At 65.3% G+C, this 12,263-nt stretch carries 13 protein-coding genes and 1 tRNA gene; 12 read left to right on the plus strand and 2 right to left on the minus strand.

Going from position 1 to position 12,263, the window contains the following annotated elements; translation table 11 throughout:
- Positions 1-8 precede the first annotated feature (8 nt).
- The 3 genes from thiL (at position 9) to LGR44_RS16960 (ending at position 4,468) form a co-directional block, all read left to right on the plus strand.
- Positions 9-992, plus strand: coding sequence for a thiamine-phosphate kinase (gene thiL / locus LGR44_RS16950; protein WP_226741897.1), 984 nt, complete (start codon positions 9-11; stop codon positions 990-992).
- Positions 967-2,193 carry an MFS transporter gene (locus LGR44_RS16955; protein WP_226741898.1) on the plus strand — a complete coding sequence of 409 codons (1,227 nt, stop codon included), beginning with the start codon at positions 967-969 and terminating at the stop codon, positions 2,191-2,193. The genes thiL and LGR44_RS16955 overlap by 26 nt, the downstream gene beginning before the upstream one ends.
- A 151-nt stretch (positions 2,194-2,344) precedes the next feature.
- On the plus strand, positions 2,345-4,468 hold the full coding sequence (locus tag LGR44_RS16960; RefSeq protein WP_226741899.1) for a sodium-translocating pyrophosphatase: 2,124 nt from the start codon (positions 2,345-2,347) through the stop codon (positions 4,466-4,468).
- Between the two features lie 134 nt (positions 4,469-4,602).
- Here the strand turns inward: LGR44_RS16960 and LGR44_RS16965 are convergent, their stop codons facing one another.
- Complete coding sequence (locus LGR44_RS16965; RefSeq protein ID WP_226741900.1) at positions 4,603-5,058, minus strand: outer membrane protein assembly factor BamE; 456 nt, start codon at positions 5,056-5,058, stop codon at positions 4,603-4,605.
- A gap of 103 nt (positions 5,059-5,161) precedes the next feature.
- Here LGR44_RS16965 and LGR44_RS16970 point away from each other — a divergent pair, with 103 nt between their 5' ends.
- The 9 genes from LGR44_RS16970 (at position 5,162) to LGR44_RS17005 (ending at position 11,116) form a co-directional block, all read left to right on the plus strand.
- Complete coding sequence (locus tag LGR44_RS16970) at positions 5,162-5,707, plus strand: ubiquinol-cytochrome C chaperone family protein (protein WP_226741901.1); 546 nt, start codon at positions 5,162-5,164, stop codon at positions 5,705-5,707.
- Positions 5,704-6,219 (plus strand): YceD family protein, encoded by a 516-nt coding sequence (locus LGR44_RS16975; RefSeq protein WP_226741902.1) that lies wholly within the window; start codon positions 5,704-5,706, stop codon positions 6,217-6,219. The genes LGR44_RS16970 and LGR44_RS16975 overlap by 4 nt, the downstream gene beginning before the upstream one ends.
- Before the next feature lie 177 nt (positions 6,220-6,396).
- Positions 6,397-7,431, plus strand: coding sequence for a phosphate acyltransferase PlsX (plsX, locus tag LGR44_RS16980; protein ID WP_226741903.1), 1,035 nt, complete (start codon positions 6,397-6,399; stop codon positions 7,429-7,431).
- A complete protein-coding gene (locus LGR44_RS16985; protein ID WP_404809942.1) occupies positions 7,406-8,422 on the plus strand; it encodes a beta-ketoacyl-ACP synthase III in 1,017 nt (338 codons plus the stop codon). Before plsX ends, LGR44_RS16985 begins: the two co-directional genes overlap by 26 nt.
- A 127-nt stretch (positions 8,423-8,549) precedes the next feature.
- Positions 8,550-8,861 (plus strand): integration host factor subunit alpha, encoded by a 312-nt coding sequence (locus tag LGR44_RS16990; protein ID WP_226741905.1) that lies wholly within the window; start codon positions 8,550-8,552, stop codon positions 8,859-8,861.
- Between the two features lie 23 nt (positions 8,862-8,884).
- Positions 8,885-9,397, plus strand: coding sequence for a MerR family transcriptional regulator (locus LGR44_RS16995; RefSeq protein WP_226741906.1), 513 nt, complete (start codon positions 8,885-8,887; stop codon positions 9,395-9,397).
- A gap of 64 nt (positions 9,398-9,461) precedes the next feature.
- Positions 9,462-9,539, plus strand: a tRNA-Pro gene (locus LGR44_RS17000).
- A gap of 266 nt (positions 9,540-9,805) precedes the next feature.
- Positions 9,806-9,919: a hypothetical protein gene (locus LGR44_RS22105; RefSeq protein WP_449871031.1), complete on the plus strand. Its 114-nt coding sequence runs from the start codon at positions 9,806-9,808 to the stop codon at positions 9,917-9,919.
- 189 nt (positions 9,920-10,108) lie between these two features.
- Positions 10,109-11,116 (plus strand): mechanosensitive ion channel family protein, encoded by a 1,008-nt coding sequence (locus LGR44_RS17005; RefSeq protein ID WP_404809943.1) that lies wholly within the window; start codon positions 10,109-10,111, stop codon positions 11,114-11,116.
- A gap of 17 nt (positions 11,117-11,133) precedes the next feature.
- Here the strand turns inward: LGR44_RS17005 and LGR44_RS17010 are convergent, their stop codons facing one another.
- Entirely contained in the window at positions 11,134-11,835 is a 702-nt protein-coding gene (locus LGR44_RS17010) for a Crp/Fnr family transcriptional regulator (protein WP_226741908.1), read from the minus strand.
- Positions 11,836-12,263: the final 428 nt, after the last annotated feature.

A 12,263-nucleotide genomic window follows, 5' to 3' on the forward strand; every position in this document is an offset into this window, starting at 1 on the left:
CGTCCGGCATGAGCGGACGCCCCGGCGAGGACAGCCTGATTGCCCGCTTTTTCGCGCCCCTGGCCGCGGAAGGCGGGCATGGGCTCAAGGACGATGCGGCCTGCATGTCCCCGACCCCGGGGCACGATCTCGTCCTCACGACCGACGCCATCGTCGAGTCGGTTCACTTCCTGCCCGGAGACGCGCCCGGTTCCGTGGCGCGCAAGGCCCTGGGGGTCAACGTCTCCGATCTGGCCGCCAAGGGGGCGGACCCGAAGGGCTTTCTCCTCAGCCTCGCCCTGCCGGATGACTGGACCGAAGCCTGGCTCGAGGATTTCGCCGCCGGGCTCGGGGAGGCCGCCCGCGACTTCTCCTGCCCGCTCCTCGGCGGAGACACGGTGAAGGCGAGGGGAGCGCTCACCCTCTCCGTTACCGCAATCGGGGAATTGCCGGCCGGCACCATGGTCCGGCGCACCGCAGCCCAGGCGGGGGACCTGATCTGCGTGACCGGCACCGTCGGCGATGCGGCTCTGGGGCTCAAGCTGCGCTCCCAGCCGGGCTGGGCCGCGGGACTGTCGCCGGAGGAGAGAGAGTTCCTGGCGGATCGCTATCTGCACCCCCGGCCACGTCATCTCCTGGCGCCTGCCGTGCGAAGATTCGCCCGGGCCTCGATGGACGTCTCGGACGGTCTGGCGGGGGATCTCGCCAAGATGATGCGCGTCAGCGGCGTCTCGGCCGTGGTGGAGGCGGAGCTGGTTCCCCTGTCGCCGGCCGTCCGCAGGGCGGTCGAGCAGGATCCGGATCTGCTCGACCGGGTGATGACGGGCGGAGACGACTATGAAATTCTCTGCACTGTGCCGGAAAAGAATCTCGACAGCTTCCGAAAAGAGGCAGATAGCGTCGGCATTGGGCTGTCCGCGATCGGCCGCGTCGTTTCCGGCGCCACCTTGCCGGTCTTCCGGGTCAGCGGTTCGGAAAGACGCTACGATGTCGGCTCATTCTCCCACTTCTAGCGAGGACGCGCGGATCCAGGCGGGCGACGTGCTCGCCAGGCGCAACGCGCTCGTGCTCGCCTTCGCGCAGGCCCTCGCCGGAGCCAGCCCCGCCATCGTGGTGTCCCTCGGCGGCCTCGTGGGCCAGAACCTGGCCGAGAACAAGGAACTCGCCACGCTTCCCGTGAGCCTGATCAATCTCGGCCTGGCCCTCGGCACCATTCCGGCCGCCATGATGATGCGCCGCTACGGGCGGCGGAGCGCCTATGTCCTGGCCGGTTTGATAGGCGTGATCGCCGGCAGCATGGCGGCGGCCGGCATCGCGGTCGCCAGCTTCGGGCTCTTCTGCCTCGGCACCTTCATCGCCGGCTTCTGGGGCTCCTACACCCAGAGCTACCGCTTCGCCGCGACCGATACGGCGTCCGAGGCGTTCAAGCCGAAGGCGATCTCCTGGGTCATGGCCGGCGGGTTGGCTGCAGGCATCATCGGCCCGCAGACCGTCATCTGGACGCGGGACATGATCGTGACGGCGCCCTTCGCCGGGGCCTTCCTCGGGCAGGCGGTGCTGGCGCTCCTGTCGGTGGCGGTGGTTTCCTTCCTGCGCCCTGCGCCCGTCACCGATGCCCCCAAGACGGGGGGCAGGCCCCTGAGCGAGATCATGAGCCAGCCGCGTTTCATCGTGGCCGTGGTGGCGGGGCTCGTCTCCTACGGTCTCATGAGCTTCATCATGACCGCCGCTCCCCTCGCCATGATCGGGTGCGGGCATTCCGTAGGGGCAGCAGCCCTGGGCATTCAGTGGCACATCCTCGGCATGTTCGGCCCGAGCTTCTTCACCGGAAACCTGATCGGCAGGTTCGGCAAGGGCCGGGTTACGGCGGCCGGGCTCGTTCTGATCGGCCTTGCCGCCGTCATCGGCCTGTCGGGCATCACGGTCGCCCATTTCTGGGTGACGCTGATTCTCCTCGGGATCGGATGGAACTTCGGCTTTATCGGCGCGACCGCCCTGGTCACCGACTGCTACAGGCCCGAAGAACGCACGAAAGTTCAGGCGGCAAACGATTTTCTGGTTTTCGGCTCGGTGGCCGTCGCATCCTTTTCCTCGGGCAAATTGCTCAATGCGGGCGGCTGGGACAACGTGAATTGGCTTGTTTTCCCGCCAGTTCTCGTCGCTTTGGCCCTTCTCGCCTGGCAGCGGCAGGCAAAGGCGCCTGTTCCCGCCTGAAGTGTTCCCTGTGAGTCATTCAGAAGTCGCGTTGCAGGCTGCATAGATTTTTGGCAGCGTTTGCAGACTTCGCTGGGGGTAGAGGCCGGTCAAGGCCAAAAAACGGGCCTTGATGTGCGGCGTTCTGCTTTCCCATAACAAGGACGGCACAATGGCACTTACCCTGATTATCGTGGGCGGCCTTCTTTCGATTGCTTATGGCCTGTGGGCCATCAGCGACGTGATGAAGCGCGATGCGGGCTCGCAGCGCATGCAGGAAATCGCAGGTGCGATCTCCGAAGGCGCAAAGGCCTATCTCCGGCGGCAATACATGACCATCGCCATCGTGGGCGTGGTCCTGTTCGTCATCATCGCCTATCTGCTCGGGATCCGGGTGGCCATCGGTTTCGCCATCGGGGCGATCCTCTCGGGCGCCGCAGGCTTCATCGGCATGAACGTCTCGGTTCGCGCCAATGTCCGCACGGCCCAGGCGGCGACCCAGTCCCTCGGCGGCGGCCTCGACGTCGCCTTCAAGTCGGGGGCGGTCACGGGAATGCTCGTCGCGGGCCTCGCCCTCCTCGGGGTCGCCCTCTACTTCGGTTACCTCACCCGTATCGATGGGCAGAGCTCGTCGAGCCGCGTGGTGATCGACAGCCTCGTGGCCCTGGGCTTCGGCGCCTCCCTCATCTCCATCTTCGCCCGTCTCGGCGGCGGCATCTTCACCAAGGGCGCCGACGTGGGCGGCGACCTCGTGGGCAAGGTCGAGGCCGGCATTCCGGAGGACGATCCGCGCAATCCGGCCACCATCGCCGACAACGTGGGCGACAATGTCGGCGACTGCGCCGGCATGGCCGCCGACCTGTTCGAGACCTATGCGGTGACCATCGTGGCCACCATGGTTCTCGCGGCGATCTTCTTCGCCGGGCAGCCCGTCCTCGACGACATGCTGCTCTATCCGCTGGCCATCGGCGCCGTCTGCATCGTGACCTCGATCATCGGCACCTTCTTCGTGAAGCTCGGGCAGAACGAGTCCATCATGGGCGCGCTCTACAAGGGGCTCATCGCAACCGGTCTGCTCTCGGCGGCGGCCATCGCCGCGGTGACTTACTTCGTCATCGGATTCGGTCCCATTGCCGGTGCCGAGTTCACGGGCCTTTCCCTGCTGTGGTGCGCCATCGCCGGTCTGGCCGTGACGGCGCTCATCGTGGTGATCACGGAGTACTATACGGGCGTCGGGTTCCGGCCCGTCCGCTCCATCGCCCAGGCCTCGGTGACGGGGCACGGCACGAACGTGATCCAGGGGCTGGCGGTCTCCCTGGAATCGACGGCGCTTCCGGCCCTCGTCATCATCGCGGGCATCATCGTGTCCTTCAAGCTGGCCGGTCTCTTCGGCATCGCCATCGCGGTGACGGCCATGCTGGCCCTGGCCGGCATGATCGTGGCCCTCGACGCCTTCGGGCCGGTGACGGACAATGCAGGCGGCATCGCGGAAATGGCCGGCCTGCCGAAGGACGTCCGCAAGTCCACGGATGCCCTGGACGCGGTCGGAAACACCACGAAAGCCGTGACCAAGGGCTATGCCATCGGTTCGGCGGGCCTCGGTGCCCTCGTGCTGTTCGCGGCCTACACGTCGGACCTCAACTACTTCACCCAGAACGCGGCTCAGTACCCGTACTTCCAGGGCGTGGTGCCGGACTTCTCCCTCGCCAACCCCTATGTGGTCGTCGGGCTCCTGTTCGGCGGTCTCATTCCGTTCCTGTTCGGCGGCATCGCCATGACGGCGGTGGGGCGTGCTGCGGGCGCGGTCGTCGTGGAGGTGCGCCGGCAGTTCAAGGAGAAGCCGGGGATCATGGCCGGCACCGACCGTCCCGATTACGGCAGGGCCGTCGACATGCTGACCAAGGCGGCCATCAAGGAGATGATCATCCCCTCGCTCCTCCCGGTGCTGGCGCCGATCGTGACCTACTTCGTGGTCTACTGGATCGCGGGCAAGTCGCAGGCGTTCTCGGCCGTGGGCGCGATGCTGCTCGGCGTCATCGTGACGGGCCTGTTCGTCGCCGTCTCCATGACCTCTGGCGGCGGCGCCTGGGACAATGCCAAGAAGTCCTTCGAGGACGGCTTCACCGACCACTCCGGCACGACCCACCACAAGGGCTCGGAAGCCCACAAGGCGTCGGTGACGGGCGATACCGTCGGCGACCCCTACAAGGACACGGCGGGCCCCGCCGTGAACCCGGCGATCAAGATCACCAACATCATCGCCCTGCTGCTGCTTGCGATCCTCGCGCATTCCTAGGATCGGCGGCAGGCCGGAAAACGAAACCCGCGGCTCTCGCCGCGGGTTTTTTCATGGGAGCCCGTTCCATGGGAGCCGGACATGAAAAAGGCCGGGCTCGGCCCGGCCTTTTGAAGCTGTGGCCGAAAGGGCGATCAGACGCCGAACGGGTTCAGGTTGTTCGTGCCGCGCAGGATTTGACCCAGGAAGCTCGTCTCCTGGCCGCCGGCCGGCGTCGTGCGGCTGATGAAGTCGAAGACCCGGCCGTCCTGCAGGCCGTAGAGAGCCGTGCGCTCGACCCGGAGATTGTTGTCGAAATAAACCGCGGTGACCCGCTGGTCCACCACCTGCTCGGGCAGGAACTGGAAGGTCCGGCGCGAAGTCTGGCTGATGTAGTACCAGGTCTTGTTGCCCACGGTGGACACGGTGGAGGGCGTGCCGAGGGTCTGAAGGACCTGCTCGCCGCTCATGCCCTTGTTCACCTGCGAGAGGGCGCGCTCGTCCACGAGGTAACCGCGGTGAAACTCCTCTCCACCCATGCAGCCCGCGAGGGATGTGGCGATGACGGTGGCCGTGGCCAAGCGTACCAAGACGGTTTGATATCGACGCATCGTATGGTTCTTCCAGGTATGCGGCGCTGACAAGCTTGCGCCCGAGGATGCGGATGGCGTAACCCGGTGCTGTGAATTTGACAAGGCAGGAAGGCCTAGCACCTTGATTTTCGGTCTGTTCCGCAAGGATCCCCGGCGCACCACCATCGCGCTCCTCTACAAGCGGATTGCCACGGCTTCCCGGGAGCCGGGCCTCTATGCGGCTCTGGGTGTTCCGGACAGCGTCGAAGGGCGCTTCGAATCCCTGTCTCTCCATATGGTTCTGGTTCTGCGGGCCCTGCGCAGGCTGCCGCAGCCGGCTGACGAGGTCGCCAGGGACCTGACCGATGCGTTCTTCCGGGACATGGACGCCTCCCTGCGGGAGATGGGGGTGGGCGACACGGCCGTTCCGAAGCGGATGAAGAAGATCGCATCCTCCTTCTACGGCCGGGCCCATGCCTATGACGGCCCGCTCGACGCCGCCGACGAAAGGGCTCTTGCCGAGGCCCTCGGACGGAACGCCTATGGGGCCGAGGCACCGGCCACCCCGCTCGCGCGTTATGCCCTGGCGGCGGATCGCGATCTCAAGGGGACGGACTTGGCCGCATTTTTGGAGCCCGGCCCGGTTTTTCCCAAGCCGGAAGATTTTGCAGAGGAGGCAAGCCGATGACCCCCGATACCGTGGGCCCGCTCTCGCGGCCCGTCGACGTCATGAACCTGCCCCCGCAGGGCAGCGAGGTCCATGTGGCGGCGACCGAGGAGGAATGCGCGGCGCTCGCCAAGGATTTCGGCCTCCCCGGCATCCGCTCCCTGTCCGGCGATTTCAAGCTGAAGAGTTCGGTCAAGGGCGTCCATGTCACCGGGACGGTGAAGGCCGACGTGACCCAGACCTGCGTCGTGACCCTGGAGCCTTTCGACTCGGTGATCGAGGAGGAGGTCGAGGTCGATTTCGCGGAACCCTCAGGCATGCCGCCGGAGCCGCCGACCGAAATGCACGAATACGAACCCCCGGACGAGATCGTCAACGGCCAAGTTGACCTGGGCGCGCTGACCGCCGAATTCCTGGCGCTGGGCCTCGATCCCTATCCCCGCAAGCCGGGCGTGGACTTCAATTACAGGGACCCGGCCGACACGGACGATTCTCCCTTCGCGGCCCTGGGGAAACTGAAGTCCAAGGAATAGGCGGCCTGGAAATCGGGTTCTCCCGAACCTACCTCGGAGGCATCCTGCCGGCGGTTTTCCGTCGCGCCGGACCCGGACCCGCGCGGCCGGATACCCGAGAGAATTCAGTTGCGGACACTTCGCAAACCGCTATTTTCCGCCCCCTGTCGAACAGCTTAACGAAAGAGCCGAGCTCTCATGTCAAAGCCAGTGCGTATTTCGCTCGATGCGATGGGCGGGGACCATGGTCCGTCGGTCGTCATCCCCGGCGCCGCATTGGCCCTGGAGCGGCACCCGGACATCCGCTTCCTGATGTTCGGGAACGAGGCGCTCGTCGCGCCGCTCCTGAACGCCTATCCCAGGCTGAAGGAAGTGACCGAGCTCAGGCACACCGACATCGCCATCGGCATGGACGAGAAGCCCAGCCAGGCCATTCGCATGGGGCGGGGCAAATCCTCCATGTGGCGCGCGGTCCAGGCGGTTCGGGACAAGGAGGCGGATGCCACCGTGTCCGCCGGGAATACCGGCGCCCTCATGGCGACGGCCAAGATCTGCCTCAAGACCATGGCGCATATCGAGCGGCCTGCCATCGCCTGCATGTGGCCGACCCTGAGGGGCGAGAGCATCGTGCTCGACGTGGGCGCGACCATCGGCGCGGATGCAGGACACCTCGTCGACATGGCGATCATGGGCGCCGCCATGGCCCGCATCGTGTTCGACCTGGAGCGTCCCACCGTGGGCCTGCTGAATGTCGGCACCGAGGAGATCAAGGGCCTCGAAACGGTCAAGGAGGCGGCCCGCCTCCTGAAGGAAGCGAATCTGCCGAATCTGGACTACCGGGGCTTCGTCGAGGGTGACGATCTCGGCAAGGGAACCGTCGATGTGGTCGTCACCGAAGGCTTCACGGGCAACATCGCCCTGAAGACGGCGGAGGGCACGGCCAAGCAGATCGGCGAATACCTTCGCTCGGCCATGAGCCGTACGCTCATGGCGAAGATCGGCTACCTGTTCGCGAAACAGGCCTTTAACGCTCTCAAGGACAAGATGGACCCGCGCAAGGTCAATGGCGGCGTGTTTCTGGGGCTCGAAGGCGTGGTGGTCAAAAGCCATGGCGGAACCGACGATCTGGGCTTCGCCAGCGCCATCGACGTGGCCTACGACATGGCGCATTTCGAACTCATGAAAACCATCCGGGGCATGCTGGAGCATGATCCGGTCGGGCAAACGGCCTGAGAAGGGCAATCGCTTGAAACGCACCCGTTCCATTGTCCGCGGCGTCGGCTCCTACCTGCCGAGGCGGATGCTTACCAATCGCGATCTCGAGAAGATGGTGGACACGTCGCACGAATGGATCGTGCAGCGCACCGGCATCGAGCAGCGCCATATCGCGGGGGACGACGAGACGACGTCCGTTCTCGGCATCAAGGCGGCCGAGGCCGCGCTGGCCGATGCCGGCCTGAAGCCCGACGACATCGACCTGATCATCTGCGCCACCTCGACGCCGGACTATACGTTCCCGTCCACCGCGACCATGATACAGACCGGTCTCGGCATGACCCACGGCATGGCCTTCGATCTGCAGGCCGTGTGCACCGGCTTCGTCTATGCCGTCGCCACGGCGGACAAGTTCCTCACCTCGGGCTCGCACAAACGCGCCCTCGTGGTCGGCGCCGAGACCTTCTCGCGCATTCTCGACTGGAACGACCGCACGACCTGCGTCCTCTTCGGCGACGGGGCGGGCGCCATCGTGCTCGAGGCCCAGGAGGGCGAGGGCACCTCCGACGACCGGGGCGTGCTCACCTCGCAGCTGCGCTCGGACGGGCGCTATCGCGACAAGCTCTACGTGGATGGCGGCCCGGGCTCCACCAAGACCACGGGCGTGCTGAAGATGGAGGGCAAGGAGGTCTTCCGCTTCGCCGTCGGCTCCGTGGCGGATGTGGTCCAGGACGCCTTCAAGGCCACCGGCACCACGGCGGAGGAGCTGGACTGGTTCGTCCCCCATCAGGCCAACAAGCGCATCATCACCGCGAGTGCCGACAAGCTCGGGATCGCTCCCGAGAAGGTCGTGATCACCGTGGACAGGCACGGCAATACCTCGGCCGCATCGATTCCCCTGGCGCTCGACGCCGCCCGCAAGGACGGCCGCATCAAGCAGGGCGATCTCGTGATGATCGAGGCGATCGGCGGCGGCTTCACCTGGGGCAGCGCTCTGATTCGATGGTAGGGGGCAGCACCATTCGACCGGGAGGGGCGCTTATCGTCTCCAGAACGGTTGACCATAGGGAGCCATCTGCATAGCGTCATCGGAAGCGTTAACGGCAAAGATCCTATTCAGGCGCTGGGGAGCGTTCATGGCGGGCAAGACAGTCACACGAGCGGATTTGAGCGAGGCCGTCTACCAGAAGGTCGGCCTGTCGCGGACGGAATCGGCCGAGCTGGTCGAGAGGGTGCTGGCGGAAATCTGCGACTGCCTCGCCAACGGCGAGACCGTGAAGCTGTCGTCCTTCGGCTCCTTCATCGTCCGCAGCAAGGGCGAGCGCGTCGGCCGCAACCCGAAGACCGGCGTCGAAGTGCCGATCGATCCGCGCCGCGTGATGGTGTTCAAGCCGTCGAACGTTCTCAAGGCCCGCATCAACGGCGAAGACGCCGACGGCGAAGATTGATTCCATCGATGGCGAGCGGCGCCATGGACAAGAGCCCGGATGCATTCCGCACCATCAGCGAGGTGGCCGAGGACCTGGACCTGCCTCAGCACGTGCTGCGCTTCTGGGAGACCCGCTTTGCGCATATCAAGCCGCTGAAGCGGGGGGGCGGGCGGCGCTACTACCGGCCCGACGACATCGACCTCCTGAAAGGCATCCGGCACCTCCTCTACGGCGAGGGCTACACGATCAAGGGCGTGCAGCGCATCCTGAAGGGGGAGGGCGTCCGCTTCGTGCAGGCCATCGGCCGGGGGGAGCAGAGCGTTGCGGCCCCACGGCCTGACGAGCCGATCATGGACGGTGAGGCGGAGGATGCCGCCGAGGAGACCGTCGCCGACCGCCTGTCCGATCCCGGACCGCTTCTCGGCCTGTCGGGCCGCGTGCCGCTGCCGGACGCGTCCGTGCGCAGCCTCAAGGCCGCGCTTCATGAGCTTCTGGAATGCGACCGGGTCCTCAGTTCACTACGGACGCCCGCCGAATCCGCCGTCAGCGAATAGATCCCGACTTTCTTGCGTCAAGAGATTGCTTCCTGCCGCGTGTCGGCTTATATGGCGGCTCAGTCGGAGCGTAGCGCAGCCCGGTTAGCGCACTAGTCTGGGGGACTAGGGGTCGTGGGTTCAAATCCCGCCGCTCCGACCATTTCAAAGCCTCTCCGAGGCCGAGTTTTCGATGAAGCCGCCGCGAGGCGGCTTCTCGCTTTCTGCGTCAGTCGTACGCGCCACGTCGCGGCCGAGCCTTGATGCCTCCGGGATGCGACCGGTTCCGGGCAGATGCCTCACCACGAACTCGCGATATGTTGAGCGGTAGCGTATCTTTCACTCCGCTCCGGGACGAACTTTAGCGGAGCACAGCCTTTAACTCCGGGAAAGCAGACGTCGCGCGGCCCCTTGGGCCGGCGGGCGCACTTGTCTCGAACCAAGGAGGTGGTCGATATGCTGAAGTTTCTCGGTGGCACGATAGGTTTCATCTTTCTCATCGGGCTGGTCGTCGTCATCGGCCTGCTGATGCTGATTTTCTGACCGGCCCCCCTGGCTCCATTTCAGCCTCATCGTGCCCTGCGGGTATGCCCGGCATTCCGTCTCGGAGTGCCGGGCCCGTCCGCTTGGGCTGGATCCGGGCTAGTTGAGCCGGGACGCGAGGGCCTCCCGCACCGGGTGAGGGAACGTCTCCGCTGCTATCTCATTAGCGACGAGTGAATCCTGTTGAAGGTGGCGGCGTTGGAGACCGATGCAAACATCACCCTGGAGCGGATCGAAGCGTTCATCGAAGGCTTCTGGTGGATCCTGCCCAACCTTGGCATCGCTCTGGTCGTGTTCCTTCTCTTCCTGTTGGCGGCCTGGGGTGCGGCAAAGGCCGTCCTTCGCGTGTTCCTGCACAGGCAGCGGCCCGATCTTGCCGCCCTGCTCGCGGGTTTTACCCGCTGGGCCATCATCCTGCTGGGTCTTCTGGTGGTCGCGACGATCATTTTTCCTTCGGTGAAACCCGCGGACGTTCTGGCCACGCTCGGCGTCGGGTCGATCGCGATCGGCTTTGCGTTCAAGGACATTCTGCAGAACTGGCTGGCAGGCCTCCTCATTCTCCTGCGCCAGCCATTCCGCCAGGGCGACGAAATCGTCGTCGGCAAGCACGAAGGAACGGTGGAGCGCATCGAGGCCCGCGCGACGCTGATCAGAACCTACGACAGCCGACAGGTCATCATTCCCAACAGCGCGGTCTATACGGAGTCGGTCATCGTCAATACCGCCTTCGAAAAACGGCGGAGCGAGTACGACGTGGGCATAGGCTACGGCGACGACATCGGCAAAGCCTCCAAGGTCATCCTTGGGGCCTTGAAGGGAGTGGGCGGAATCCTGCCGGATCCGCCGCCCGAGGTGATCCCGTGGGAGCTCGCAGGATCGACGGTCAATCTCAGGGTCCGGTGGTGGACCCATTCGAAGTGGGGCGAGGTGGTGCAGATCCGGGGACACGTCATCGACGCGGTCAAGCAGGCTCTCGGCCAGGCCGGCATCGATCTGCCGTTCCCGACCAACGTCGTCCTCTTCCACGATCAGACGGAGGAAACGGATGGAGACCGCCGCCGCCAGCGGGAGGGCTGGCCTGTGGGCGATAGGCCTCCGAAGCCGCGCCACCTGAACGAGGTGGTGGTCGATGCCGAAGGGCCGCGCAATCCTCAGCCTGTGGGCAAGGGGATGCCGGTCGGCTCCCGCGATTCCTGAGGCGGAAGCGTCCCCGATCAGCGCTGGCCGATACTGTCGTAGCTCATGCGGATGATGCGGTAGCAATCGCAGGCGAGGCTCTCGAGCTTATCCTGATCGGCAATCGTGATCGATCCGCGGCTCTGGCGGATCGTCGCGGCCTCCTCCAGCTCGCCCAGGCAGACGGTGATGCTCGCCCGCCTTACGCCGATCAGGCGCGACAGCACCGCGTGCGTCAGGGGAATTTCGGTCGCGCCCAGCCGGTATCCCGCCGAGAGAAGCCACCGTGCAACCCTCTGCTGCAGGGTGTGCCGCTTGGCGCAGGCTCCGGACTGGGAGGTCTGGACGAGCACGGCCTGAACATACTTGAGCAGGAGGCGCCGGATGGCCGGACGTTGATCCATCGCCGTCCTGAGATCCTCCGCCCGCATTCGCAGGGCTGTCCCGGCAACCTGCACGACCCGGCGGTGGGGTGAGGACTCGGCGCCAAGGAGCACCGGTATGCCGGCGAGGCCTTCCTGTCCGATGAGCCAAACCTCCACGACCTCTTTCTCATCCGTATGGGCAAGGACCGAGACAAGGCCGTGTTCGATGAAATAGACGTGGGTGATCGGCAGGGCCCGCCAGTGTAGAACCTGCCCTTGCTTCAGATCGACCGGTTCGAGGAAGGGGAGGATCCACTGCAGTTCCTCAGGCGGAAGAGCAGCAAGAAGGCGATTGGATACGGACGGCTGCAGCATAGCCTCAGTCGAGTGGCGGCTGAGCGTCTCGGTTCCAATTGCATTTGCCATAGCAGCACGGTCCGTCACTGGTTGTGGAGTGCTTCATAGCTCGGTCCGCTGTTTTCCAGACCTTGATGCGTAGCGGGAAGCTCGATGATCTCCGTGCCCTCTACCCCTGTGCGCGGCGTCATGGCCAAGATTCACGCGTTTGCGCTCGTTGGCAGACTACCGCCGGCCAATCAGACACCCTGCTCCGCTGGAGCGTTCAGACAACGAGTTGTTGCATCGGAACGTTCCCTCCTCGGAGCGGGTCGGAGAAAACGCCGAGTGTCATGTGGCGTACCAACTTCTGTGATGGGCGGGAGCGGGGGGCGGAACGTCGGAGGAGTCTGAACATTCATTCACCGAAGGTCGAGCCGGGACACTCGAGGCTCTCTCCGGGGGCG

The sequence above is a fragment of the Microvirga lenta genome, from assembly GCF_020532555.1.
GTDB lineage: Bacteria > Pseudomonadota > Alphaproteobacteria > Rhizobiales > Beijerinckiaceae > Microvirga > Microvirga lenta.